The organism is Verrucomicrobiia bacterium (assembly GCA_035946615.1).
In the GTDB taxonomy this organism is placed as follows: Bacteria; Verrucomicrobiota; Verrucomicrobiia; order Limisphaerales; family UBA8199; genus DASYZB01.
The window spans coordinates 1-26,152 of record DASYZB010000039.1; the positions used below are offsets into that span (position 1 = coordinate 1).

General features: G+C 58.6%; 23 protein-coding genes and 2 pseudogenes. 4 read left to right on the plus strand and 21 right to left on the minus strand.

Features of this window, described 5'->3' with window-relative positions; all coding sequences use genetic code 11:
- The first annotated feature begins 149 nt into the window (after nt 1-149).
- Both VG146_06125 and rpoD read left to right on the plus strand, forming a co-directional pair.
- Complete coding sequence (locus VG146_06125) at nt 150-458, plus strand: RNA-binding protein (protein HEV2391925.1); 309 nt, start codon at nt 150-152, stop codon at nt 456-458.
- A gap of 67 nt (nt 459-525) precedes the next feature.
- Nucleotides 526-2,370 (plus strand): RNA polymerase sigma factor RpoD, encoded by a 1,845-nt coding sequence (gene rpoD, locus VG146_06130; protein HEV2391926.1) that lies wholly within the window; start codon nt 526-528, stop codon nt 2,368-2,370.
- Between the two features lie 98 nt (nt 2,371-2,468).
- Here the strand turns inward: rpoD and VG146_06135 are convergent, their stop codons facing one another.
- Nucleotides 2,469-3,422: a sugar phosphate isomerase/epimerase gene (locus VG146_06135; GenBank protein ID HEV2391927.1), complete on the minus strand. Its 954-nt coding sequence runs from the start codon at nt 3,420-3,422 to the stop codon at nt 2,469-2,471.
- A 290-nt stretch (nt 3,423-3,712) separates the two neighbouring features.
- Between VG146_06135 and VG146_06140 the strand changes: the two genes are divergently transcribed.
- Nucleotides 3,713-5,392 (plus strand): beta-N-acetylhexosaminidase, encoded by a 1,680-nt coding sequence (locus VG146_06140; GenBank protein ID HEV2391928.1) that lies wholly within the window; start codon nt 3,713-3,715, stop codon nt 5,390-5,392.
- 20 nt (nt 5,393-5,412) lie between these two features.
- Here VG146_06140 and VG146_06145 read toward each other — a convergent pair whose 3' ends face one another.
- The 20 genes and pseudogenes from VG146_06145 to VG146_06240 form a co-directional block, all read right to left on the minus strand.
- Nucleotides 5,413-6,909 carry an alpha-amylase family glycosyl hydrolase gene (locus tag VG146_06145; protein HEV2391929.1) on the minus strand — a complete coding sequence of 499 codons (1,497 nt, stop codon included), beginning with the start codon at nt 6,907-6,909 and terminating at the stop codon, nt 5,413-5,415.
- Nucleotides 6,910-7,302: an amino acid-binding protein gene (locus VG146_06150; protein ID HEV2391930.1), complete on the minus strand. Its 393-nt coding sequence runs from the start codon at nt 7,300-7,302 to the stop codon at nt 6,910-6,912.
- A 209-nt stretch (nt 7,303-7,511) separates the two neighbouring features.
- Complete coding sequence (locus VG146_06155) at nt 7,512-9,752, minus strand: ammonia-forming cytochrome c nitrite reductase subunit c552 (protein HEV2391931.1); 2,241 nt, start codon at nt 9,750-9,752, stop codon at nt 7,512-7,514.
- A 79-nt stretch (nt 9,753-9,831) separates the two neighbouring features.
- Nucleotides 9,832-10,386 (minus strand): annotated as a pseudogene (locus tag VG146_06160) (four helix bundle suffix domain-containing protein).
- Between the two features lie 23 nt (nt 10,387-10,409).
- Entirely contained in the window at nt 10,410-10,655 is a 246-nt protein-coding gene (locus VG146_06165) for a hypothetical protein (GenBank protein HEV2391932.1), read from the minus strand.
- 15 nt (nt 10,656-10,670) lie between these two features.
- On the minus strand, nt 10,671-12,431 hold the full coding sequence (locus VG146_06170; protein HEV2391933.1) for an NAD-dependent malic enzyme: 1,761 nt from the start codon (nt 12,429-12,431) through the stop codon (nt 10,671-10,673).
- Nucleotides 12,432-12,938: 507 nt separating this feature from the next.
- The gene (locus tag VG146_06175) at nt 12,939-13,430 is read right to left on the minus strand and encodes a hypothetical protein (protein ID HEV2391934.1); all 492 of its coding nucleotides are present in this window, start codon (nt 13,428-13,430) and stop codon (nt 12,939-12,941) included.
- 119 nt (nt 13,431-13,549) lie between these two features.
- Nucleotides 13,550-15,103 carry an AAA family ATPase gene (locus VG146_06180; protein HEV2391935.1) on the minus strand — a complete coding sequence of 518 codons (1,554 nt, stop codon included), beginning with the start codon at nt 15,101-15,103 and terminating at the stop codon, nt 13,550-13,552.
- Nucleotides 15,100-15,324 (minus strand): hypothetical protein, encoded by a 225-nt coding sequence (locus VG146_06185; protein ID HEV2391936.1) that lies wholly within the window; start codon nt 15,322-15,324, stop codon nt 15,100-15,102. Before VG146_06185 ends, VG146_06180 begins: the two co-directional genes overlap by 4 nt.
- Nucleotides 15,321-16,190: a radical SAM protein gene (locus tag VG146_06190; GenBank protein ID HEV2391937.1), complete on the minus strand. Its 870-nt coding sequence runs from the start codon at nt 16,188-16,190 to the stop codon at nt 15,321-15,323. The genes VG146_06185 and VG146_06190 overlap by 4 nt, the downstream gene beginning before the upstream one ends.
- 13 nt (nt 16,191-16,203) lie before the next feature.
- Complete coding sequence (locus VG146_06195; protein ID HEV2391938.1) at nt 16,204-16,443, minus strand: hypothetical protein; 240 nt, start codon at nt 16,441-16,443, stop codon at nt 16,204-16,206.
- A 6-nt stretch (nt 16,444-16,449) separates the two neighbouring features.
- Nucleotides 16,450-17,010, minus strand: a complete 561-nt coding sequence (locus VG146_06200; GenBank protein HEV2391939.1) for an RNA polymerase sigma factor — start codon at nt 17,008-17,010, stop codon at nt 16,450-16,452.
- A 110-nt stretch (nt 17,011-17,120) separates the two neighbouring features.
- The gene (locus tag VG146_06205; GenBank protein HEV2391940.1) at nt 17,121-18,800 is read right to left on the minus strand and encodes a hypothetical protein; all 1,680 of its coding nucleotides are present in this window, start codon (nt 18,798-18,800) and stop codon (nt 17,121-17,123) included.
- The gene (locus VG146_06210; protein HEV2391941.1) at nt 18,772-19,530 is read right to left on the minus strand and encodes a VTT domain-containing protein; all 759 of its coding nucleotides are present in this window, start codon (nt 19,528-19,530) and stop codon (nt 18,772-18,774) included. The genes VG146_06205 and VG146_06210 overlap by 29 nt, the downstream gene beginning before the upstream one ends.
- 62 nt (nt 19,531-19,592) lie before the next feature.
- Nucleotides 19,593-20,129 carry a hypothetical protein gene (locus VG146_06215; GenBank protein HEV2391942.1) on the minus strand — a complete coding sequence of 179 codons (537 nt, stop codon included), beginning with the start codon at nt 20,127-20,129 and terminating at the stop codon, nt 19,593-19,595.
- Between the two features lie 82 nt (nt 20,130-20,211).
- Nucleotides 20,212-20,351 (minus strand): annotated as a pseudogene (locus VG146_06220) (type II toxin-antitoxin system HicB family antitoxin).
- Nucleotides 20,342-21,388, minus strand: coding sequence for a hypothetical protein (locus VG146_06225; protein HEV2391943.1), 1,047 nt, complete (start codon nt 21,386-21,388; stop codon nt 20,342-20,344). Before VG146_06225 ends, VG146_06220 begins: the two are co-directional and overlap by 10 nt.
- On the minus strand, nt 21,385-22,551 hold the full coding sequence (locus VG146_06230; protein ID HEV2391944.1) for a hypothetical protein: 1,167 nt from the start codon (nt 22,549-22,551) through the stop codon (nt 21,385-21,387). Before VG146_06230 ends, VG146_06225 begins: the two co-directional genes overlap by 4 nt.
- A 233-nt stretch (nt 22,552-22,784) precedes the next feature.
- Nucleotides 22,785-23,912, minus strand: coding sequence for an ACR3 family arsenite efflux transporter (gene arsB / locus VG146_06235; GenBank protein ID HEV2391945.1), 1,128 nt, complete (start codon nt 23,910-23,912; stop codon nt 22,785-22,787).
- Nucleotides 23,913-23,928: 16 nt separating this feature from the next.
- Nucleotides 23,929-24,300 (minus strand): metalloregulator ArsR/SmtB family transcription factor, encoded by a 372-nt coding sequence (locus VG146_06240; GenBank protein HEV2391946.1) that lies wholly within the window; start codon nt 24,298-24,300, stop codon nt 23,929-23,931.
- 302 nt (nt 24,301-24,602) lie between these two features.
- On the opposite strand from VG146_06240, the gene VG146_06245 reads away from it, so the two are divergent.
- Nucleotides 24,603-26,009, plus strand: a complete 1,407-nt coding sequence (locus VG146_06245; GenBank protein ID HEV2391947.1) for a carbohydrate porin — start codon at nt 24,603-24,605, stop codon at nt 26,007-26,009.
- Nucleotides 26,010-26,152 lie beyond the last annotated feature (143 nt).

The following is a 26,152-nucleotide window of genomic DNA, read 5'->3' on the forward strand; positions in this document are numbered from 1 at the left end:
AGGATGCATAGTAGGGGGGTCTAATAGATAGCTTGTCGCTTCCAGGACATGGTAAATCCTCAGGTGAACCCAGTTCAGTGATGATTTGAAACCCGAAGTTCGGGAACAGTTTGGAAACCAGGGTAGAACTAGGGACATTTAAAAATCATATGAACACAAAGATATTTGTAGGCAACCTGTCGTTCAACACGACGGAGAATGACTTGCAGGACGCCTTTGCGGCGCACGGCACAGTGACGGAGGCCAATCTGATGATGGACCGCGCCACGGGCAAGCCCCGCGGGTTTGCTTTCATCACGATGGCAACCCCCGAAGAGGCCCAGAAAGCCATTGAGGCCTTGAACGGCTCGACGCTGGATGGGCGCAATCTGACGGTCAATGTAGCCAAGCCCCGGGAAGAACGTTCCGGCGGCGGCGGCCGAGACCACGCCCGCGCCGACTACGGACGGCGTTACTAAGAGCCTTTTTGCACAAGGGCGTGGAGCTGACAGTTCCGCGCCCTTTTTTGTTTCCGGGAACAGCAACATGAATGATAGCGCGCACAAATCCTCGAGCGGGAAAGGCCCAACCGCCTCAAGCAAAGCGCGTCCGGCGCGCAAGCCGTTCATTTTTGGGGCCAAAGCCAGCGCTGGCAAAGAAGCACAGGCGCCAACAACTCAGAAGGCGCCTGTTGAAGCCACCCAAGGAGCCAGGCCTGCGAGGAAAGCCTTGAATGGCAACTGGCTGTCTGAGGCGCTTAAAGGCCTGATCCATACCGCTCGGGAGCAGGGGTATTTGACCTACGACGACATCAATGAGGTGCTGGTGGAGGGAGTTTCCCCCGATGATTTGGAGGCGCTTTACACGGAGCTGCGGAGCGTTGGCATCGAGATTGTCGTCCATGCCGAGGTCGAGAAGGTCAAGGCCGAGGAACCCGAACCTGAGGAAGAGCGCGGATTCGAAGCTCTCGATGATCCGGTGCGGATGTATATGAACCAGATGGGCAAAGTGCCTTTGCTCACGCGGGAGCAGGAGGTAGAGGTTTGCAAGCGCATCGAAACAGCGGAATTGGAGATGAAGCGGCTGGTATATCGGCTCGGTTTTGCCGCCAAGGAGCACAACGCGATTGCCGAGAAGTTGCTGGCCGACCCGCCCAAAGAACGTTATGACCGCATCATCGAGGAAAAGAAGGTCACCAGCCGCCAGCGCCACCTTCAAAACCTGGGCAAGCTAGTAAAAGGAGTCCGCCTGGCGGATGGACAGGTGGATGAGTGCTTTGTTCGCTGGCAGAATGCCGCGTCACCCAGCCAACGGCAAAGAGTTTTTGCCGAGTTCCAGAGGCTGGACAAACACCTCCAGGAGGCGCTTCCGAAGTTCTTTTTCAAACAGAAGGTCATTGAGGACCTGGTTGGGGTCGCCCGCAATGTCCAGGAGAAGTTCCAAGCCGGCTTGAAGCGGATTGAGGAGCTTGAAGGGGAGCCCAAGAGCAGCCGGCGCCAAGGCGCGTTGCAAGAGGAACGGGACAGGCTCCTTGCGCTGGAACAATTTGCCCGGTGTCCGCGCGAGGAGTTTGGCCGGAGGCTGGAGCAGTTGCAGCAGGCGGCGGGCCTGGCGCATCAGGCCAAGAGCGAGATGGCGGAGGCGAATTTGCGCCTGGTGGTTTCGATTGCAAAGAAGTACGTCAACCGGGGTCAGTCGTTCCTGGATTTGATTCAGGAAGGCAACCTGGGCCTGCTCAAAGGGGTCGAGAAATTCGAGTATCGGCGAGGTTACAAGTTTTCCACGTATGCCGTTTGGTGGATTCGGCAGGCCTTGACCCGATCGATAGCCGACCAGTCACGCACGATTCGCATTCCGGTGCACATGATCGAGATCATGACCAAGCTGTGGCGGGTGCAGAAACAGCTCGGCCAGGACCTGGGCCGCGAGCCCACGGCCGAGGACTTGGCGGACGAGATGCATCTTTCCATCGAGCGAATTAACGCCTTGCTCAAAATGGCTCGCCAGCCGGTCTCTCTGGACGCCCCGGTCGGAGACGATGCGGACGTGAACGTGGGTGATTTCATTGAAGACAAGAGCGCGGAGAACCCAGCCGACGGCACCAGCCACAACCTGCTCAAGGCGAATCTGGACAGGGTGCTGACCAGCCTCAGCCAGCGTGAGCGGAAGATACTCGAAATGCGCTTTGGGCTGGTGGATGGCTGCGGTCACACGCTGGAGGAAATCGGCAATCTTTACAGCGTCACGCGCGAGCGCATCCGCCAGATAGAAGCCAAGGCCCTGCGCAAATTGCGCCACCCCACGCGCGCGCATCAGCTCCGCGGCTTTCTTGATACTCAACCAGAAGCCGGCGTGGCCGGCATTTCCGAATCCCGAGAACGCAAAATGTAAGAGCCTCAGACTTCCTGATCCCCTGGAAAGTGAGACGGGGTGATGGAGTGGTGGAGTGGCATTCCGAGCCTGTTATCGGAGGACGAGGAGAGGGGGTTTTAACTTCCAAAGACCTGCCGGACAAACTCTCTGCTGATGCGATGATCCTCGATTGGGGAGCGGGTGATGGTGGTGGCAGGTTCCAGCGCGATTTCGACCGAGAAGCGCCGGGCCAGGCGATGTTCCCGGGCATATTGGGCGACGGCTGAGTAATCCACATCGCCGGGCTCGAGGTCTTCGAGCCAAATCCGGTTGCGGCTCTGGCGCAGGTGCCAGGTTACCACGCGTTGACCATACTGCCTTAAGGCATCCAGCGGCATGATCCCTCCTTTCCATACCCAATGCACATCGTAGCACCAGCCGACCACTTCGGGCTTGGTATGATCGAAGTCATAGTGGAATTCGCGCGCGTGGTTGGCCATCTCGGGCATGTGTTGATGGACGCCCAGTTTCATTCCCATCGCGTTGAGGCCCGCGCCTAATTCGCTCAAGGCCGCCACCTGTGTCTTGAGTTCCGCGTCGGTTTTTTCGCGCCCAATTGGGTCTGCGTTGCAACTGATTACTTGGAAACCGGCTTCCTGGCATACTTTTGCCGCTGCCAGGATATTGGCGACCACTTCGGTGGCCTTGCCTTCTTCGTGCAGCCGAGCGCCGACATAGAGGCTGACTGGCTGCAATCCCTTGGCTTTGAGCTGTCCAGCGAAATGCGCGTTTTGGTCCGGATTCTTCACATCCATAAAGCCTTCGAGATAGTCATAGCCCGTGTCGCGCAGGGCCGAGATGATCTCCTCGACATCGAAGGGTTTTTTGGCGCGCTGAGCGTATTGGGTCCAGACATAAATGTTCGAGCCGACCAGCGATTTTGGCGTTGCCGGCGAGCCGGTCTCCGCCGCCCCAATGCCCTCATCAGCAGACAGCACAAGGCCGAGAGCCGCCGCTGAGGTTATCCCGAGAAATTCGCGCCGCGACTGAAGGCGGTTGGTTTTGGAATCGGAAAGGAGGCTTGCGCGCATGACGCCATTGAAGACCGGACGGCGGCAGAAAAAAAGAAGAAAAGGAAACCGTTGAAACGGGGTTAACGGCTCGTTCAGCATTCACCTCCACCCCCATGAATGGCCATGAATGGGGGTGTTAATCAGAGTCCGCCGCCCGGTGCGAGCGCAGGTGGAATAGGTTTCTAGATACACAGCATTGGGTTATCCTAAGACAACACCACTTCACGAAGAATTTTGTCTCGCACCCTTTTTCACTTTGCCCGCGCCTGATTTGTGATAACCTCAGAGCCCTAAAAGGCGCAGAAAACATGACATCCAAAGTTAGTCGTAGCATTGTTGGGCTGGCGGGTCTCGGCCTGGCCTCATTGTTAGCAGTGGAACTCTTTGCCGGAACATCAAAGACACCGGCGCTGGTGCCATTGCCGCAGAAGCTCGAAATGCGCAAGGGCACATTCGTCTTGAGGCCTAAAACCCGGATCGTGGTTGATGCGGCCTCACGCGATACCGGCGATTACCTGGCCCAGCGGCTGCGTCACTCGACCGGTTTTGCCTTGCCGGTCGTGAGCGACGCCAAAACCAAAGGGGACATTGTCCTTGGGGTTGCGCCGCAAAGGGCGGGGCTCGGAGAGGAATCTTACGATTTGTCAGTTTCCCCAGGGTCAGTGGTCATTGAGGGAGGTGATTCTGCAGGGGTGTTTTACGGAGCGCAAACATTGCTGCAGTTGGTTCCGGTGGAGGTCTTCAGCAGCACGATGACGAAAGGGATTAAATGGAGCATGCCGTCAGTGGCCATCCATGATCAGCCGCGTTTCGCCTGGCGCGGGTTCATGCTGGATGTGAGCCGGCATTTCTTCAATAAATCAGAGATCAAACAGATGCTGGACCTGATGGCGCTGCACAAGCTGAACACCTTTCATTGGCATCTGACTGATGACCAGGGGTGGAGGATAGAAATCAAGAAGTATCCGCGCCTGACGGAGGTGGGGGCCTGGCGCAAGAGCATCGGTTTCAAACTCGATCCGAAGGCGAGCAGGGCTTACGGCCCGGATGGCCGTTACGGCGGTTATTACACGCAGGATGACATCCGGGAGATAGTCGCCTACGCCAAAGCCCTGCACATTACCATTGTGCCTGAGATCGAAATGCCGGGCCATTCCAGCGCCGCTTTGGCGGCCTACCCCGAGTTGAGCTGCACCGGCGGGCCCTTTAGCACGGATATGAGCGGGGGAGTTTTTCCGGGCGTCTATTGCGCTGGTAATGATGAGACGTTCAATTTTCTTGAGAACGTCCTGAGCGAGGTTATGGAACTCTTTCCGGGCAAGTATATCCACATCGGTGGCGACGAGGTTCCGAAACAGAGTTGGATGAACTGCGAGAAATGCCAGGCGCGCATGAAAGCCGAAGGGCTAAAGACAGGGCGTGAACTGGAGAGTTATTTCGTGAGGCGCATCGAGAAATTCCTTAATAGCAGGGGGCGCAGGCTCATTGGCTGGAGCGAGATTCGCGAGGGGGGCCTGGCACAGAACGCGGCTGTGATGGATTGGATCGGGGGCGCCTTCGAGGCCGCCAGCGCCGGGCATGACGTGGTGATGACTCCCACCGCGTATTGTTATTTTGATCATTATCAATCCACCAATCACGCCACCGAACCGCACGCGATTGGCGGGTTTCTGCCCTTAAACCAGGTGTATGCTTTCGACCCGATTCCCGCAGACCTGGAGGCTCAATATCGCAGCCATATTATCGGCGCCCAGGCTAACCTGTGGACCGAGTATGTGCCCTCGTTCAAACATGTCCAATATATGGCCTTTCCGCGCCTGTGCGCCATGGCCGAGGTGGGATGGTCGCCGCAACAAGAACGCAATTACGACGATTTCCGGCGGCGCCTGGCTGTTCATTGCCGGCGTCTGGATGACTTGGGAGTCAATTACCGCAAAGGGATTCCGGACGCCAACGCGCCTAAAACCATTCAGTTAAGCGGGGGCTAACAGGAAACGGGGGTTTGGGCTTAGGGCTGGGGTTGGAGTTGGAACAATTGGGCTGCATTGGCGGGTACATCCAGGAATAGTCCATGGTTCTGCAGTTCTAAGCCGGGACGGACGTACTGCTCGTCACTCAGCAGATCTTGCATCGACCACGAACAGCTCGAAAGGTTTGGGAAATTCAAGGACACCACGCATTGGCTGGGGTGGGTAGCGAGGTTGATGACCACCAGGTCGAACAGATCGGGCTGGGCCTGCCATTGGACGATGACAAAATTCTGTGCGGTAGGATTATCCTGCCAAGCCGCTCGAGGCCGCAGCAGTTCGCCTTTGCCCTGCCCAACGGCGCTCCTGTTCAAAACCTGCAAAAGGTTTTCGTAAAGAGCGGTGATCCGAGGATCATCCGGGCCAGCCCTGCTCCGAACCAATTGCACGGGGGCCTTGCGGCGGGCGCCGGTGAGTTGTCCCTGGTGCAGAAAGCGCATCCCGGGCAAGGCCAGGACCAGCAAGGCTGCGGCCCGATGTTCTGAAAACGAGAGCAGGGAGGCGATTCTCGGTTCGTCATGGTTTTCGAGGAAATGGGCGCCTTGAGCCAAGGCCCCAGGACGCATTTCATAGACGTGCCGCTGAACCGCCGCCGGAGCCCGGGCGAGGATTTTGTCCAGGAGGTCTTTATCGTAGGTAAAATCGAACCCGAGGGCTTGGAGGCGCGGTTCGAGGCCCCAGTAAGCTTCCGCCAGAAAAAGAAAGCCCGGAGCTTGCCTTTTAACGGCGAGAATAGCCGAAGCCCAAAACTCGGGCAGAGCGCCTGCGCCAGAGCGCGCCGGGCCAGGACTGACAGCCGCTTGAAGGGTTGGGACCTTTGGCCATGTTTGATTGAAGACATCGTTGAGCAACAGCATGGCCATATCGCAGCGAACCCCATCACAACAGCCGGCAATGCGTTGCAGCAATTCGATCATAATCCGGTGCGTTTCTGGCCGGCGGTAATCCAACTGCACGGTATCGGTCCAGGCGGCGAAGTTCGGGTCTTTGCCATGGGCCAGCCATCGCATGCCGGCCCTGGTTTGTTGCTGGAAATGTTCGGGCGCCCGGTCCTTGCTTTGCACAAATAATTCCGGGCGCTCAACGACCCAAGGGTGGTCCAGGCCGAGGTGATTGGGGACAAAATCAAGAACGAGTTTTAGCCCGCGCGCGCTGAGTTGCTGCCGGAACGTGTTTAAGGCTGCGTCGCCTCCCAATTCGGACCCCACGTGGTAATCCGCAATGGCATACGGCGAGCCGCCGACGGCTTCCGGCCCATACTCCGGACCGAGAAGCTTTAATTCAGACCAGGCCCGACTCCGTGCGAGCGGGCCGGTGGCCCAAACACCCATGAGCCAAATATGGGTAAAACCCAGGTCCTGCCACGCAGCAACCTCGGCTTCGGGCACCGAATCGAGCGTAACAGGGCGGGAATATTTTTTTGAAAGCTCGCCCAGCCACCATCGGGCATTGAGTTCGTAAAGGAGCGGTTGGCGCACTTAGGAATTCAGCGCCTTGAAGGCCTTGGCCGGGTTTGAGACGCGGAGAATGAGCAATCCATTTTTGGCGTTTGGGGGTGTGGCGCTGTAGCAGTACTCGATGTTGACTTTGGCATCCGCAAGTTTATGGGCGATTCGGGCCAGTTCACCTGGTTTATTGGTGCCGTCAATCATCAGGACGTCGTCCTCGACAACCAGGGTCCCATGTTCTTCGAACAGGTGGAGTGCCTTGCGAAAATCGCTAAGCACCAGGCGGATGACGCTGTGGTCCACGGTGTCGCTGGTGGTAATGGCATAGATGTTGATTTTGGCTTTAGCCAACTCCTCAGCCAGCCGGGCTAATGTGCCGGGCCGGTTATCGAGGAAAATGGCAAGTTGCTTGGTGATTTGCATAGAATCATTAGTGGAGGATTACTGCCCGCACCATCATAGCCGATCAGGCTGGAATCGCCAACCGGGAAAAATGCCTTATGGGCGTGTTTTGAAAATAGAATTGCCGCCATTCGTTCTCGTCCTCGTGGTCGTCCTCGTTCTCGCAAGACTGGAAAACCGAGGACGAAGGACGAGGAGGAACGGGAGCCGTCCATTTTTCAAACGCCCTCTTAGGGGCGAGATAGCATCTCTAATAATTGCGTGGCTTGGGTATATGCAGGCTGGATTTCCAGGGCGCGGCGGGCCGCGGCGCGGGCCTGGTCGGCGCGCCCGAGCCTGGCCAGGATAGTGGCCCGGGCAAAGGGAATATCCGGCGAGTGGTCATCAATGGATTCGGCCCTTACCAGGCTCTCGATGGCTTCTTGCGTTTTGCCGCAGCTATTATAAGCCAGCCCGAGATTGTACCAGCCTCGGGCAAAGCGCGGGTCCAACTCGACGGACTGCTTGAGGACCGCGCAGGCCTTCTCGATTTGACCGTCTTCGTTCAAAGCGAGACCCAGCTTGAAGCGGCATTGGGCATCGCGCGGCGCCAAGGCACAGGCGGTCTCTAATTCCTGAACGGCCTCATCCTGTTTCTGTTCGAGGCTCAACCCGGTGGCCAGGGCCTCATGCAATGGAGCAGAACGAGCATCCCAATCCACGGCGCGTCTTAAATAGCTCATCGCAGGATTGAGTTCACCTCGGTCCAGATGAAAGACGCCCAGTTGAAACGCGCCCGGCGGCTGGTCGCCGTTATAGGCGAGGTAAGTCATTAATTCCCGCCCCGGGACTGAGTTGGTATCAATGGTGCGCCGCAAAGCCCACTCGGCCTCGATGCGCACGGCGCGGATGGGGTCTTCGAGACTGTTGCGGAGGGATTCCTGGATGGCCGGATTATCGGGCGCCACCGGTTCCAGTGCGCGTGCGCCGAGTGCCCGCGCCAGGGGGTCCGGGTCCCGCAAACTGGAGATCAGTGCCGAGGTAATTTGGGGAGCGTCTGCCCAATGCCGGAGCAGGCCCGCCGAAACCGCGCGCCAGAAGCCGTTAGTCTCCGTCTTTAAAAGACCCAAAAGCTCGGGCAGGGCCTTATCATCACCGGCACGGGCGCGGGCAAGAATCCGCGCTCGGGTGCGGGTAGGTCTTTCCATGCGCTGGCCATACCATTTGTCGGCCGCCTGCAGGACCCACTGGAGGCTCTGATTGGTGTGGCAGCGGCTGCAGGCGTTGGGAATGCCGAATTCTTTTGTGAGCAGGGGGTCGGGGATGGTGAAACCGTGGTCGTGGCGGGCATGGCGCTGCATGTAAAGCGTCTGGGGCATGTGACAATCGGCGCAGCTATCGCCCGGTTGGCCGGCCTGGTGGTGGCTGTGGGTGGCCGGATCAATTTTTGGCGCCGGCGGGGCAGGCGCAGCGTGGCAGACCATGCACAGGTTATTGCCCGGAATCCGCACCTGTGCGGAGTGGGGTTCATGACAATCGATACAGCGAATTCCAGCGGCATGCATCCGGCTGCCCTCGAATGCGGTGAACTCGAAATCCTCGTCCCGGACCTGGCCGTCGGGATAGAACACATCCGTTTCGTCGGGCAGGACCAGGGCGAAATGGTCGGAAAAGTTGTCTCCGGGACGGAACTGGCCAGTTAACTCGACCCGGCGGGCGTGACAAGAGCCGCAGACGTCGAACATGGCCTGGCGCCGGACTGGCCGAAGCGTGGGGTCGCCGGCTTGATTGGGATGGGCGGCTTGCCAGCGATTGTGCGCCGCCATTGGGCCATGGCAGCTTTCGCACCCGACGCTCATTTCGGCGAGCGTGGTTGAGTATGAATCGGTGGGTTCAAGGTAGTTCTTGCGCACGCTCGTGTTATGACAAGCGGCGCACATGGAATTCCAGGTCATGCCGCGTCCCGTCCAATGGCCCCACTCACCGGGTTTGCGGTCCTCATTGCCATAGACATCGAACCAGTCCTGCCGCTGCGGATCAAAGGCCAGTTCCGTAACTTGAAAACGTCCTCCGCCAGATGGCACCAGGAATTGTTCCAAGGGCGCGACGCCGATTACCCTTTCGAGGGCAAAACCCTCGGGGCGCCCATCTATGCCAGCCGTGTGGAGTTGGACCCCCCGGGGGGTAAGCTGGGCGGAGGAGATTTGTGTTCCGTGCCGAATGGTTCGGGTTGGGGAAAAGGCAGAGGAGTCACGCGCCAAGCTGAGCCGTCGCTCAGCCGATGCGTGATGAGACTTCTGCCAGAGAACAAACTCCTCTTTGTGGCAGGCGGCGCAACTGGGCGAACCACCGAAGGCTGCGATGGGAGGTTCGGGGGCGGTGGTGGCCCGAGGTGCCGTGGTTTTGGGGGTTCTGGGGCCAAACTGAAGGGCTGCCACAATAGCGAGTGCCAGAATGGCAGCGCAACCTAACCAGTTTTTCTGCACGGACATGCCAGCAAATAGTACTAGAAAGGGAATAGGACGTATAGGAGGTATGGGAATTATGGAACATCTGATTTGGACTTGCGGTGTCAAGCCGAGCGTGGGTCATGCGCTCGCGCAGGCCGCCTTGTTGCAGAAAATCCGTTTCCAGGCGGCGGAGTTGGTGGTCGATGAGGTAGTTGGCCTGGTGGATGAGACAGATCGCAATGTTGGCGATCACTGCGGCCGGACGGGTTTCCACAAATGCGCGATAGTCTTCGAATTTCTGCGGGGTTTTCCTGCCAAGTTTTCGGACGTAACGCGCCTGCTTGGAATCCTTGCTCCACTTGGGCAAATCGCGCGCCCTTAAAAAATCGCGATAATCATCGAGCAACTCCTCGAGGCTAGCGCGTGCCACATTGGTAAGCTTGATCTCGGTTTCTTTCGACGTAAGGCCGGCCTTGCTGCCCTCAAGCAGGTTCTTTTTCCCTGATCGCGCGGATTGGATCATCTGATCAACTGTGCGATCGCCCCGCGAAAGAAATTTATGAGCAAATCGGAATGTAATATCATAGACGACCTCGGCTTTCTGGAATGACAGGAGCGTCTGATAATCCCCGCGCGGCGGCAGAAGCCGTCGCGGGACTTTACTCCCATCGCTCACATGCTTCCCCTCATTCCCATCTGCTACCCACGAGGGTTCTGCTCCTCCGGCCTCTTATTCTCCAGGCGCACCATTCGAGCCTGGTCCTCGTCAAAGCGAGCGCTCTCTTTTTCCAGCATCCTGGCAATCAGGAAGAGGCCGGCGAAGACAGCGCCCACGGGGAAGATGATGTAGAGGGCATCGTACCCGCGCGTATTGACCAGGCCGATGTTGATAACCAATCCGGCGACCAGGCAGATCGCCGCCAGGAGCAACAGAGTTTTATTCATTTTCGTCATAAATTCTTAAGATTTTAGAGCCGGCGTGGTTTGGGCAGTGAGCGCAAAGCCATTCCCCACAAAACCTGTCTGGGCCGCCTTTTCAGATCTGCACTTTCCACCCTCATAATTTGGCGCCCAGCAGAAGTCATCGATGGCGCTCTGAATGGCGGCATCGTTCAGGCTGCGCCCGAACCCCTCATCCCGGGCGGTTTGTGCAACTTTGAATGCGATGAGGCGGCTGACCTCGCGCAGGTCCCGCAAGCTGGGATACAAGCAGCCGGGGCCGGATGGCCGTGAGTTTGAAAAAAACGCCAGAGCCCGGGCAGCGGCCAGGAACATGGAATCAGTTACGCGACTGGCTTCGCTGATGAGCACGCCGAGGCCAACGCCTGGAAAAACAAAGACGTTGTTGCATTGGCCGATCACGTGTTTTTGGCCATTGAAGGTGACTGGCTCGAACGGGGAGCCGGTGGCGATGAGCGCGCGTCCGTCCGAGTGCAGCAAGGCCTCCGCCGGAGTGCATTCGGCTTTGCTGGTGGGGTTGCTTAAGGGGAAGATAATGGGCCGCTCGCAGCCTTTGGCCATGGCGCGAATGACGGCTGGGGTGAAGTCTCCGGGCTGGCCGGTGGCGCCGATTAGTACCGTAGGCCGGCACGACAGGATGACTTGCTCCAATGCCACAGGCGGTGGCTGGGCAAGCCCGAGCGCAGGGAAGTCCTCCGGGCGCAAGGCTGCTTCGCGCTTATGCCGCTCCAACTCGCCGCGCCCTTCCCAGACCACGCCCTCGGAGTCCATGAAAATTTGGCACTGGCGAGCTTCGGCTTCGGTCAGGCTTTCGGCGCGGAGTGCGGTCCGCAATAGCCGCCCGATTCCGACACCGGCAGCGCCCGAGCCGAACATGAGGAAGCGCTGTTGGCGCAACGAGTGGCCCAGAGCGCCGACAGCCGAAAGGATGCCCGCGAGAGTCACAGCGGCTGTGCCCTGGATGTCGTCGTTGAAGCTGGCTAACCGCTGAGCATAGCGCTCCAGGAGGTTAAAGGCATTTGCCTTTTTGAAGTCTTCCCACTGGAGGAGGGCGCGCGGGAAGACGTGTTTGACCGCTTGCACAAACTCCTCGATAAACAGATCGTATTCGGCGCTGCGCAGGCGGCGTCCGCGGTATCCCACGTAATAAGGGTCCTCCAACAATGCCGAATTGTCCGTTCCGACGTCCAGGCTGATAGGAAGACAAAGGGAGGGGTGAATGCCCGCTCCAGCCGAGTAGAGGACCAATTTGCCGATGGGAATGGCCATCCCACCGGCCCCTTGATCGCCCAAGCCGAGAATCCGCTCGTTGTCTGTCACGACGATTAGCCGGATGTCTCTCCGAAAGTTTCTCAGACGCTGAGCGATTTGGCCCCGATCCTTTGGACACAAGAACAGCCCGCGTGGGCGGCGATAAATGTGGCTGAACTGCTGGCATGCAAGCCCGACCGTGGGGGTATAGATAATCGGGACCAACAGCTTTAGATTTTCGACCAATAACCGGTAGAACAAAGTTTCATTGCGGTCCAACAGGGAAATCAAACCGATGTACTGTTCGAGCGAGTCTTTCTTCGAGCTAATGTGCTCCCATTCGACGGCAACCTGCTGTTCGATACTGAGAACCGCTGGCGGCAGCAGGCCTTCTATTCCCAGCCGCCGCCGCTCGGCCAAAGTGAAGCCGGCATCCTTGTTTTGCGCCGGGTCGCGCAAGACCTGCTCGCCTCGCGACCAATGCACGTTGAACGTCGATTTGTTTTTCATCAGCCGGGCAAAGCACCGGCAAAGAGAGCTCCGCCTGCGTGTCGGTTCTTCTGCCCTTGGCTAAATCTGGCACCCCTGGGATTGTCCGGCTGTACGCCAATTGTCAATCGCTTGGCATTTTTTGCTTGGTGAGGACTATGCGAGTGCCAAAAGCAATCGAGTCGGGGCAGGGCAGGGCTAATGACAAAAGCCGAAGCAACGAGCCGCCATTCCTGGGTGTAGGAGACGACGTAAGGAGTCTCTGATCAGCAACTTCCGGGTGAACCAAAGGCGGCCAGCAGACAATCTTGATAGAGACTCCTTACGTCGTCTCCTACGTGGAATGGACAAAAAAAGAGCGGCCATCTGCTGGCCGCCCTACCTATGAATCCCCTGTAACCCCGCCATGTTCTTCAGCGCTTCCGTTGCAAAGCCACTATCGCGTAAGAGTCCCAACCATCCACTAGGAAAATCCTTGGGGCTCTCCATGGCCCTAGAAGATGGTTTCGTCGAAATTTGAGAGGACGTTTACGCCGCCTTTTGTTCCACCGGCTTTTGCCCCAGCCGGGTCTGCTCGACTCCTTCAATGAAGTAATAAGGGGACATGTGCGGACGGTCGCGCCGGGGGCGGGTCCCCGCCTTGGGCCAGGTAAAGTGACAGTCCTCGCAATAATAATCCTTCTCGACCAGGCCAAAGCGGGCAGCCACACCCATGGCCAGAGTGGTCATCAGAGAATTGCGCGCGAATTGTGGATAATCGACTCGGAGCGAGCCGCACTCGGGGCACCGGATAGCCTCGCGCAACGCGCCCTCGGCTGCATCCCAGTCCAATAGAAACTGCTCCGCCCGTTCAAATTGGTCGGCGGGAACCTCGATGCGCGCGCCTGCCTCCGGTTGTAAAACGAACCACAGCCGCTCGAGGCTGAGGTCATCGTGAACCTCTGAATCGAACCCGGCCTGACACAGGCGCTGTTGAATCGGCTCGGCCTTAGACCGGTTGGGAAATAAAGCTATCTCCATTATATTCATATAATAACTTCGGCCTCCCCGGCGCGGAAATCAACCGGAAGCGGAGATTGCTAAATCGCTCAGAGGGGTCAGACCAGTCAGACCGGTCCGACGAAAATCGCAAACTTCCTTTACAATTCCATCCGCCGCGCGGTGGGTTGCTTTTGGCCATCGCGCGCCACGCTGGCGTTACGAGCGCGGCCCTCAGCCCAACTGCGGAGCCGATTGATCTGCTCGTCCATGGTTTTGGCCAAGGGCACAGTTTGCGCCAGAGCTTCCAGGACGTGTTCAGTAGTCAACTCGACCTTCGAGTAGAAGGCATCGTAGAGGGCGCTGTTAATTGCCTCCTCGATTTCTGCGCCGCTGAACTGAGGGCTGGCGTCGGCCAAGGCATCCAGATCAAAGAGGGCGGCGTCGCGCGCGTGTTTTTGGAGGTGAATGCGGAAGACCTCGAGGCGCTCCTGGCGGCTGGGCAGATCGACAAAAAAAATCTCGTCGAGCCGGCCTTTGCGGAGCAGTTCCGGGGGCAATTGAGAGATATCGTTAGCGGTGGCAACGACAAAGACCGGAGCGCTCTTTTCAGAAAGCCAGGTCAGGAAAGTGCCGAACACGCGGGCGGTGGTGCCGCCGTCGGTGGCGCCGGACCCCTGGGAACCGGCGAAGGCCTTGTCAATTTCGTCCACCCAAAGAATGGCCGGAGCAACCGATTCGGCCACGGCAATGGCCCGGCGGACGTTTTCCTCTGAGGACCCGACGAGGCTGCCGAACATGCGCCCCATATCGAAACGCAACAGGGGCAGTTGCCATTGGGTTGAGACGGCCTTGGCGCACAGGCTCTTGCCGCAGCCCTGCACGCCCAGCATGAGGATGCCCTTGGGGGCGGGCAACCCGAAGGCCCGCGCCTCTTTGGAGAAGGCCAGCGCGCGTTTGCCCAACCAATCCTTCAGGACGGCCAGGCCGCCAATTTGCGAAAAACCTTCGGTGGTTGCGTAGTATTCCAGCAAACCGCTCTTGCGAATGATCTGCTGCTTTTCGGCGAAGACCTCGTTGACATCGTCCCCGCTGAGGCGTTCGTCTTTGACGATGATCTTGGCAAAGACGTTTTCGGCTTCGCCCAAGGTGAGGCCCAAAGCGGCCTGGAGCAGGCGCTCGCGCCCGGCCTCATCGAGGGCGATGACGACCTGCTTGAACTGTTTGACATCGGCGATGATCTTGTCGAGCAGATCGCTCAAATCCTCCCGTGATGGGAGAGGATAGTTGAGCACCGTGATCTCCTTTTCCAATTCAGTCGGTATCTCCATGATCGGGGAAACCAGGATGATGGTCTTGAAGCTGTTCTTCAAGTGGATGGCAATCTCCTTGAGCTTCCGCACGACAGCAAAGTTGTTCTTGGTCAGAAACGGGTGAAAATCTTTAAAGATAAAGAGGGCCGGTTCGACCTGCTCGATAACCTGGTCGAGGGCGGCCAGGGGGTCTTTCGTAGCGGCGTTGCGATGTTTTTGGGATTGGATGGATGTGCCCGCTGGGACAATCCCGGTGCTGTAGCTCCATTCGAAGACCTTTTTCTGCCGCTTTTTGGCAATCTCGACCGCCAGGTTCTGCACGCGCATCTCTTCGCTCGAAACGATGTAAAGGATCGGGTAGCGCGCCCGAATGAGCGTCTCCAGTTCAGTCTGAAAGTTCATAAGATGCGGCGCCGGAGGCTTGAATCTTTCGGAACCACTTTTTTCAGCACAGCCGCCAATGCCGGCGTGAGATTATGCACCAGAATATTGCCATCCGATAGGATTAACAGTTCGCTTGAAGTGCTGTGTTCGGCGCCAAGGCTGGTGGCGCCCACCGGCGAGGACGCCTGCGCTGCCTGGTCATAGGCGCCGCCGGGTTTGTTGTATCTTGGCCTGTTCATTGAATGAGGTTCAAGTTTAAATCACGCGCAATGCACACAGCGCGCTCCTGCTGATCGGCGGGAACGGTTCGGCGCAGTTCGGGATGACGGGCTGAGCGCCAGGCAGGCCAGAAGCCGGCACGAAGGCTTACCTTGACTCGCGGCAACTGGGCGGCAAGCCATTCGGCTACGGGCCTCCAGCAACAATCGATGTGGCCAGGCATGAGCAGATGGCGAACGATGAGTTCGGAGCGGGTACTGAGCAGGTTCTGCTGGACGGTCTCGATATAGCGTTCAACTCGCGCGAGTCTTAGCGCGCAATCATCATTGCCGAATTTAAAATCCGCCACCCACACATCGAACATCCCATCGAGCAATTGCCGCGACTGCCACGACCCATGGGCGTTGGTTTTCCAGACCAGTTTCGCCGTTACGGGAAGTTGCGCGACCAACGCCAGGGCGGCAGGCAGATGGATGGTGGGCTCGCCGCCCAGCAATTGGATGGTGAGTGCGCCCTCCTCGATAGCCAGGCGGGCGCCAGCGGCCACATCGGCCACATCGAACCGCGCGCCTGCCCTTGGGTTCCAGCTTGATGAACCGGTGATGCAGAAATCGCAACGCAGATCGCAGCCGCTCAGGGCTATCGCAAAGGTGGGAAGCAACTCCAGCTCATCTCCAACCTCGATTTGAGCCGAAAAAAACCGGGTCTCAGCTCCCGCTCGGCAGCGGCCCGATTCGCCGGCGAGCCGGTTGACCCCGCAATCGTGGGCGCAGAGACGGCAGTCTGCGAGCATGGCACGGGCGAGCCGCGCGCGAGCCCCGGCGATCAGCGGGCGGTTCATTCGCGCCGCCCTGGGCTCGAGAGAATCCGGGCAAGTCATGCGCATTTGAAAAGGTCCTCTAACCGCCAAACCAGCGGCGCCACCAGGACCGTGGCGTCGGCGGAGGTATCTGACGAAGGGATTGTTCTAAACGCTGCGCGATGACGGGTGGCACGGGGGTATGGAGCGCGTCGTGCCGGAGCATCTCTTCGGCGCTGGCGAATTCGAGAGCCGGTTGCGATTGGCTTTGCTGCTGATTGGCAGCCGCCTCCTGCTCTTCGGCTTTTTGTTGTGAGGAAAGTCTGTGTTGAGGCTTCATATAAATCTAGGCCGTTTTTTGAAACAGGACGGCAAAGGCCTTGCGCGCGCGGTGGAGCTTGCCGCGGACGGCGTCGGCAGATTGCTCCGTAAGGGCTGCGACTTGCTCATAGCTCAATTCCTGGTCGGCCACCAGCAGGAGCAACAGCCGGTATTCCGCCGGCAGACCATCCAATGCCTTCTGGATGCGCTGGCCTAGTTCCTTTGTTTCAAGCACGCGCAGCGGGGAATCGGCTTTTGCGGGAGTGGTTTCCCAAATGGCATCATCGGCGTTGGACATCATGTGCCGCTCGTTCCAGGCCTGCAGCAGGTTGCGGCAATGATTGATGGCAATCCGGTACAACCAGGTGCGCCAGGAGGATTCCTCTCGGAACTGGCTCATCTTTCGGAAGGCCTTGAGAAAGACGTCATGGGTGGCATCTTCGGCCTTTTGCGGGTCGCTCAGCAACCGGAGGGCCAGGTAATAAATGGCGCGGCTATACTCGTTGTAGAGGTCGGCAAATTCAGAGGACGCCAGTCTGGCTGGCGATGTCTCCGCAGAAGCGGGTAATGCCTGTGGCTCGCTCACAGTGACGTTCACTGCTGATTAGACAAAACCCGCCAGGGTATGTCACGAGGACAAAAGGGGCGAAGGTCCTGCGCACCGATTAGCAAGGATGCGCCTTCCGGAGGCGGGTTTTAAAAGTGGCTCCTAATGGCTGGTTTGAGCGTCCAGGCCTGCAGCCGCCCCATTTCCAGAATTTTCGGCGCGCGAAACCCTTCTTTGTGAATCACCCAACCGCCAAAAACCTCCGGCGAGTCCTTGGCAATATGCCGGGCAGGCAGGACTTCCAGGTTTCTTCCAAGCCTTACGCCCTCCTGCACCGGCAGCCGGCCAGTCCGGTTGTGGAAATCGTAAAGGTCAGCCAATGCAATCAAAAAATCAGCCGGTGCGACCGGGTCAGCTCCGATGAAAACGCGCGCGGGGACGCGTTGCTGGGTTTGAATGAAATCGAAGACATCGCGCGCTGCATCGCGGAAAGCAAACCAATCCAGGTGGTCCTTTTCAGAAACGGGCGGCGGGCTGTCCGGGCCCAGCAGGCCCGAGGCAACCAACGGAAAGGCCGGCGGTTGGCCAGATAGCAGTTTGCCCGCAGCGCGCGAAAGCAACTCGAATTGGTCGGCCAAAGAATAAGCCCGGCTGCCGATGACCTGGAAATCAATGCCCCTGCCGTTCTCTTTGGCAAGGCGGCGGGCTAATTCGGCTACGTCAGCCTCCGGCGCGCCTTCCGAGCGGACGACATCCGGATAGAGGCCAGGCAGTTGGCTGGCCGTGATAAATCGCAGCCCAGGTATGGCCCTGATGTAATCAATGTACTGCGAAAACCGGTCAAAGGCCGCTTCCGTTTCCGCTGCGGGCCTTTGAGGCGGAGGCCGCCATTGCTCCCGGGGCGGGTTGGCCCCGCGTCGGAAATTCACGCCATCCCAGAACTCCTGGTGCACCCACTCGCAGGGGTGATAATAGATGCTGATGAGGCCCCCGCCCTGTTCCCGCAATCGATCGGCAATGGCTGTCACCTTGCGCTCTGCCGGTTCCAAAGCATTGGGGTCGTGCAAATCCATTCGCGTGCAGTTTTGGCCCATGTGATAGACGTTTAATGCGCCAGCGTACCAAAAGGGCTGTTCATTGAGCCCGACATGCTCGCCTTCATCGACATAGCAGGGAGTGCCATGCGGGCTCACACCGATGCTCTTCAATGCGGCGATCGCCTGGGGCGCCCACGATGAACCCGGCTGCCCGTAACATGCAAGCGTCGGGACCGAGAAGACCCTTCGCACATCCGCCGCTCCGCCTCCCTCGCGCCGGATAAACTCAGCCATGCCGTCCAGGAGCCCGCACTCCGCCAGATACTCCGAGGGCGTTGGATGAACAGAATGGAAATTTGCGTGGTACGCAATGTCATGCCGTTTGAGCGCGCGGATCACGTCCTGCCGCCCCCGCCGTTCCAGCACCCGCGCCTTCTCCCCAACGACTTTAAACGTCGCCCGGATGCCCCGTTGGGACAGCAGGCCGGCCAGTCGCTTGCAAGCATCATCGTCAGCCGGCAACAGGTAGTCCTCAGTATCGAACCAAAGGATGACATCGACCTCGGCCCGGGCCGGTGAGGGCTGTTGTTGCCGGTTCGGATGCGGCTGGTCAGTGGGTTGGGTTCCAACCGCCTGAGCATTGCAGGTTCGGGCCGCGACGTTCAGCAAGAGCGCGCACAGAAAGGCCGCCGAAATTGAAATGAGGCCTCGCGCCTGGAGTGGAGCGCGCCGATTCTTATGAATCCCGTTTGTGGCGGCCCAATTACTTTTGGGGCTGAGTACAAGTTTCATCCCTTACCCTTTTTCTGAAGAACCACCGCAGCGCGACCCAAAGCGCCACCGCAATCGCCACGGCAAGACTGATGGCTCCGGCGCTTTTGCCAAATGACGCGGCAATTGCCCCCGCGCCAATCAAGGTGCAAGGCACCGCTTCAGGCAACTGACCAACGATTGTCCCAATAATAAAGTGGCGGTGGCGGATGTGCACCAGCCCGCAGGTCATGTTGACCAGCAGTCCGGGCACGGGCAATTGGCGCGCCAGGATAACACCCAGGATGCCTTCTTGCTGGATCAGGTGATGGAGCCGTCCGCGTTTGGAAAGATAGCGCCGGGCCCAATCGCCTCCTTTGGAACGGGCCGTCAGGAAGACACCATAGTTGCCCAGCAGCGTGCCAAACTGCGCCCAGAGCAGCCCCTGCCAAAACCCCAGCGCCATGCCTGCGATGACGCAAAACAACAAACGCGGAAACCCCACCGCTACCAGCGCGGCAATGCCCCCCGTGAGTGCCAGCGGCGCCCAGAATCCCAAGCCTCGTATATAGAGGCTGATTTCCCGCAAGTGCTTTAATTGGTCCCGCAGCGGCGATAGGTACACGATAGCCAGCAAAACTCCAACAATGAGCGCCAGCAGCGCGATCTTGCGCCAGGGTGGCCGCGCTTCCGCCTCTGCTTCAATATCGGCGGTTCGTTCCGGGCACTTCTCGTCTATGGGTTCGGCATCTGCCGTCATCAGCGCTACCATGCGCTAAGGTTGGCCAAAAATGAATGAAAAAGTACGAGGGGGAGCGCCCCGCCTCCCTCTAACTACCACGCGCCACGCGCGTCTTTTGCCCACGTCACTTCCACTTTGTGCGTGGCATACTGGTCGGCAGACTTGTCAGCCAAACCTCGGACTCGAAATGCCCCTTCAGAGTGCGGCTGCACAACAAGGGAATAGTCGCTGTCGGAAAGCGTATCTATGAGCTGGCCTGCCAAGTTGAAGAACCTCACCTGAAAGTGGAGATCCTCCCACGCGGTATCGGTGTTGTTGCGAATTGTGCCGATGCAGGAAACGTTAGGAATATCCTTCTCGATGCCGTAATGAACCTTCGACTCGACAATGGAAAAGGACTCTGAGGGGCGAAATGCCGAACTCGGTTTACGCGGCAAGTCGTAGAGAATCGAACCCATGGGGATGGGGAACATTGCACCGATTACAACGATGAGCGCAATCCAAGTGGCCGGATGAAACCAGGCGGTGTACATCCGGTATTGCCAACTGCGGCAGTGAGGACATTTCTTCGCTCTTTCCAGGATCGGCTCGCCACACGCGATGCAAGATCTTTCGTTCTGAGCGCTCATGCTTTATGTCGAACGAGGTGAGCTCAGGCACGCGGGACCAAATGGCGTGAACCGCGAAGCGGAACTGGAACCGCCATCCCGCCGGTTCAAGATAGAGCTCAACCGCTTCTCGGATGTTTCGCAAGGCCTCCTCGCGCGACCTTCCCTGGGACCAGCAGCTCTTGAGGGAGGGGCAGTGGCAACGAAATAACCATCCTCGCCACGCTCCAATATCACCTTAATTCTCCCTCATCCCTCTCTTCAATGAGGTTCTTTCGATGGATGTGCGCGGCGCGCGAATCGGCGATGTCCTCTTCGATGTGCTCCAGGTGCGCCGAGTATTTCCTGAGGTCCCGCGGGTCCATGCCGGTTTTGGCGCGAATCAGTTCAAGCCGCCTGAACACGGTGGCCTTCGAGCAGCGGAATTTTTGGGCGATCTGACTGATGCTTTTGTCTTCCATGCAATAGAGGCGGAAAACCGTCAGGACAGTCGGTGCCTGGATGGACTCATCCGAATCGAGCTGCTGAACCAAGGCAAAAGCGCGCCGCGCCACATCCTCTTCAACAGGTTCGGCGGGTTGCGGTGTGAACCGGCCAAATAAATCAGCGGGCGATCTGATGGCGCGCAAAATTCCCGTGGCCATTTCTTCAGCAGCATCATCCGGCTCGCTCACAAGGGCTGTCGAACCCATTGTGGACTGAAATGTAATATGGGATTCGAGGTCGAAAAAGCCTGCGCCGGCATGGGCCAGCAGTTCCTTGCCGGTTGCGTCCAAATGCCGGGCGGTGGGCGCCAGGAGGATGAATGGCTGCCGCAAGCGCGCGGCCAACTCGCTGATAACAGGGCGTAATCCACTCGGCTCGCTCTGCACGGTGAGAATCACCGGGATGGCCGCTTCGGACCAGGCGCCAATTTGCCGGGTGTTTTCGAGCGTGAACCCGGCTTTTCGGCTGTGCAGCCCGAGCGCCTTGCACAAGGCGCTCCCCAGACGCGGCCAGCTTAAAGTCCATAACGCGGTGTCCTGCGGCGCCAGGCGCAAATCGTCGCAATTCCAGGATTCGCATCGGCACACCGCAACGATCTCGATCGAGTTATGGTGGACGATCTCGTGCGCGCAACCGCATTGCCTCGGACAAGGATACGAGGTGGCGGCCTGAGCGGCGCGGACCAGGAAGCCATTGCGGAACGCCGCAAAATGGGCTCCTAACTGGGTTCGCCACTCGGCGGTGACGGCGCTGAGGTTGTGAATGGATTCAAGGACAAGCCAGGGCGATTTCATAAATAACCATTATTTTCCACCCTGAATCCGCGGCGAGTGAGCCACAGTTCAACCCGCTGTGCGTCACAATGGCGTCCCACCTTGAGATGATTCGGCAGCCGGATTTGCACCGCACGCGGTTTGCGGCAGTCGCGGAAAAGAATCTCGAAAGCGGCGCGCGCCAACCTGCCATCTTTGGGGATGGCCTCTTCGGGCGGATTGGCCGCTGCGGCGGAGCCAAACAGGTCGTTTGCCATGCGAATGGTTCGGCGAGCGAAGCCGCCGCCCCAGTCGATCTCGATCTCCCGCAGAACGATGCGCTCGATGCCGTCCAGGCCGGCCGCATCGAGAGCATCAGGGCCTTCATTGCGCAGCGGTTCCAACGTGTAGGTCGAGCGGCAGCCAAAGGAATCCTCGCACCCGAGCAGCCACAGACCGAACTTCCTGCGGTAGAGTTCTCTCTCCCCGCGCGTGCGGGCATTAATGCGCAGTTCGGCCCGGCCAGGGCAATAGGCAATTACGTCGTCGCGTTCGGGGCGGTAATGAAGGACTTCAGTGTGCTGTTGTTCGACCGTGAGCGCGCGAGTAAACGCATCGCCGTGACGGACCACAAACCAGTAATCACCGTTCAAAGGATAGAGTTCCACATGGGTCGTGTTGCGCCCACGAAGATGTTGCGCAAACCAAGGGTCTAATTCGGCTGAAAGAACCTCCAGGGCGCCCTGGCCGGGCGGCGTAAAGTCTCGCCGTTCTCCGGGCTTGGCGCTGAAGTGCTCGAAAGCCGTTAAACGCCGCAATTGTTGCTGGTTATGAGTGCGGGCCAGCAAAACGGGATCGGCCAGCCAGACCTGCAAGGCCAATTCCTCGCGCGACCCGTCGGGGTGGGGCGCAAGCGCCAGTCCGCCTTGAGCGATCGCCATTTCGAGCTGTTCCTGGCCTTCGGACGTCGAGAGGTCATCAATCGCAAACAGCGCCTCGGTTAGCGTGTCCGGAAGAGCCTCCGGCAATGCGAGCAGCCGCGCCAACTCCCCAAAATATTCCTCGTCGCCAACATGCGGCCCTGGCATCTCGATATGGCTCTGCTTTATATGAGCCGCGAACTGGTCGAAGAAACGGACCAGCAAGTCGCGTCCGATGCGTTTGAGCAGTTGAGGCCGTGTGAATCGTTTGAATTGAATTTTCATGGCCCCAGTTTGGCAGGAGAGGGGTATCAAATGCTGACCCCTCCCCGGAAGTACGGATGGACGAGTTGCTCACCGGTTATTCACAACCCTTTGGCGCTTCCGATGACAAGAAAAGGCCATGTCTTTCGCGGATACAACGCGCGTGTCAAACCCGAGAGGCGGTTGAGAATGCCATTTACCTGGCTCAAACTGAGCCACGGCCCGGCAGCAGTAGCAGGTCTCAGGCGTTACCCTCATGGCGAATACTCGATTGGAATCGATGAAGTCTCCGGTTTCGATTCAACAAACCAATGACCCGTTCGATTGCAGAAGCCGCAAACTGAAAGCATCACGGGGACTTCCACGAGCACACCGACTACGGTTGCCAGTGCGGCGCCTGAATTTGCGCCGAACAGGGTGATTGCCACCGCGACGGCTAATTCGAAGAAGTTGCTCGCGCCAATCAGAGCACCCGGCGAAGCGACGTTATGCTCCACGCGCAGGATGCGCATCAGAAAATAAGCCAAACCCGAGTTGAAATAGACTTGGATAATGATAGGGACCGCGATGAGCAGGACGGCAATCCGGCGCTGGGTGAGGTTGGCAGACTGAAAGGCGAAGATAAGCACCAGTGTGAGCAGGAGGGCGCCGATCATCACCGGGTGAAACTTGGGCAGAAAGTTTTGCTCGAACCATTGTTTTTCGTGGGACTTAAGCAGTGCGGTGCGCGTGAGCCAACCGGCCGTCAGAGGGATGACGATGAAGACCACCACCGAGGTGATGAGGACTTTCGCAGGAACGACCACGTTGGCAACGCCGCACAGGAACATCACGATTGGCGCGAAGGCCACGAGCATGATGAGGTCATTTACCGCAACCTGGACCAACGTGTAAGCCGGGTCGCCGTCCGTGAGGTAAGACCAGACGAAAACCATGGCTGTGCAGGGCGCGGCAGCCAGGATGATAAGCCCGGCGGTGTAATCCCTTGCGGTTTTCGGGTCAATCCACGGCGCAAACAGGTGCTGCATGAAGAGCCAGGCCAGCAGCGCCATGCTGAACGGTTTTATGAGCCAATTCACAAAGAGTGTGACCAGAAGGCCCTTCGGCCTGCGAGCGACGCCGCCTATCGCACCGAAATCCACCTTGAGCATCATTGGGTAAATCATCAACCAGAGCAGGATGCCAATGGGGACGTTCACCTGCGAGCTTCGTCCGAATTCCATTCTGCTGAGGGTTGCCGTGAGGTCAGGAAAGAGCTTGCCGAGGGCCACCCCGATGATCATGCAGACCAACACCCAAACGGTAAGGTAACGCTCAAAGAAAGCGAGGCGCTTCTTTGCCGGAACCGGCCTATCCATCACAGCGACGGAGGAATCGTTCATGACAGAAACAAGACGTTTAGCTTCGGCCTTGGCGTTTGCAGAGCGCAACGGGGTCCATGGCTAAAATCTTCTTGAGACGCGCCGCGTCTTCGACGGTGAGCGAGTCCTTTTCCAGAGACCTGGCCACCAGGCCAATCGCTTCGCGGGCAGGCCGCGAAGCCCCTTTGGCGGGCAGGGAATAGTATATCCACCGGCCATCCTTGCGTGAATCCACCAGGCCGGCTTGATAGAGAATGGACAGGTGCTTGGAAATCGTGGATGCAGCCAGGCCGAATAGCTCGGTAATCTGGCAGACGCACAACTCACCACCCCGCAACGCCAGGAGCACCCGGACGCGGTTTTCGTCCGCCAGCGCCTTGGTGATGGCCATGAAATCACGCCTGTTCATCTATTGTAATTCGCCATACAACGAAATGATAGGCCCCAAGCTCATTGAAAGCAAGGTTTGTTATCTGGGCCTCGCGTTCTTCAACTATTCTCAAAAGAGGCGGACGTTGCCTGAAAAAACCTCGCGTGCGGTTCCGCCGGGTCAAGCGAATGTTTTGTTGATAATACATATGTTTTGACACAATACTCTCAAGGGCTTATTGATTAAGGCACTTAATGAAATTCAGAAGACAAGTTCCTGTTGCCCGCGGTCCGGCGGCAGGATGATAAACGCTACAGCCGCCAGAGTGGGCAGCGCTCCAAATGAAATCGAACGGTAAGTTTGCCTCCGGGGCCACGGTGGTCGCGCTCGCCTGTAGCGCAGCGACTTTGCTCGCAACAACCAATGCGGCGGAATATGCGTCCGCTGCGGGGCCGGCCACTCCCGGGCCGCTCTGGGACCCTGCGGTTAAGACTCCGGAGCAAACGCCGGAGCAGTTCTGGAACTGGCATTTCCAGAACACGGACATTATCCAGGGTGACCCTGCCTTCCCCGCCAAATACTCCGGGCCGAACAGCCTGGACAGCAAGGGGGAGATCAGGGAAACGGTCTCTCTGGATTTGTTTGCAGGCGCCCGGTTGTGGCAAGGGGCCGAGGCGCACGTCGATGGGCTGATGTGGCAAGGATTCGGCTTGAGCAAAACTCTCGGGATAGAGGCCTTTCCCAACGGCGAGGCCTTCCGTTTGGGAACCAAGGTCCCCAATGTGACCTTCGCGCGGGCCTTCATCCGCCAGACCCTTGGCCTGGGTGGCGAGCAGGAGACCATCCAGGATGACCCGCTCCATCTGGCGGGCAAGCAGGATGTGTCACGGGTGACCCTCACCCTGGGGAAGATGAGCGCCAAAGATATCTTCGATAATAATACCTACGCCAACGACCCGCGCACTCAGTTCATGAACTGGGGGCTGATGGCTAACGAGGCCTGGGATTATCCGGCGGACAGCCTCGGTTATGAAACCGGCTTCGCCGTCGAGTTGAACCAGCCCAAGTGGGCGCTGCGCTATGGCTTCTTCCAAATGCCCAAGGTCTCCAATGGCACGGCCCAGGACATGCATTATTTGGATGCCTGGGGTATGGTGGCGGAGTTCGAGCGCCGCTTTGTCCTCCACGAACGCCCGGGCGCCGTCCGTTTCCTTGCTTTTCTCAATCAGGCCCACATGGGCAGCTACCAGGAGGCGGTGGATAACGCCGCCCGCACTGGGCTCCCGGCGAATATCGCGGCGACAGGGGCGTATCGGCAGAAATACGGGTTTGGGCTGAACGCGGAGCAGGAGGTCCTCAAGAATGTGGGAGTCTTTACGCGCCTCGGCTGGAGCGATGGCCGCAACGAGGCCTGGGTCTTTTCCGACGTGGACCGCACCGCGAGTCTGGGCCTGAGCATCAAAGGCGAATTCTGGCGACGCCCTAGCGATACCGTCGGGTTGGCCGGGGTGCTCAGTGGGATTTCCCGGGTCCACCAGCAATTCTTCGAAGCGGGCGGCACGGGCATCCTTGCCGGCGACGGGGCGCTGAATTACGGATGGGAAAAAGTCATCGAAACTTACTACGACTTTCAACTCTGGAGCAGCGTTCACGCCACACTCGATTACCAATTCGTCAGCAACCCCGCATTCAATCGCGACCGTGGCCCGGTCTCCATTCTGGGCGCCAGACTGCACTGGGAGTTTTGACACACTTCCTCCCCTGCTCGTTTTGCTCCACTGAAGGAGCCTGGTTTTGTTCTCGATCGTATGGGCCATAAACCTATCCGGCGAAGGCTCCTCCCGGCATATTTGCAGATGCGCCCCCCAGACCCCTTGGCAGCGCGAGTGAA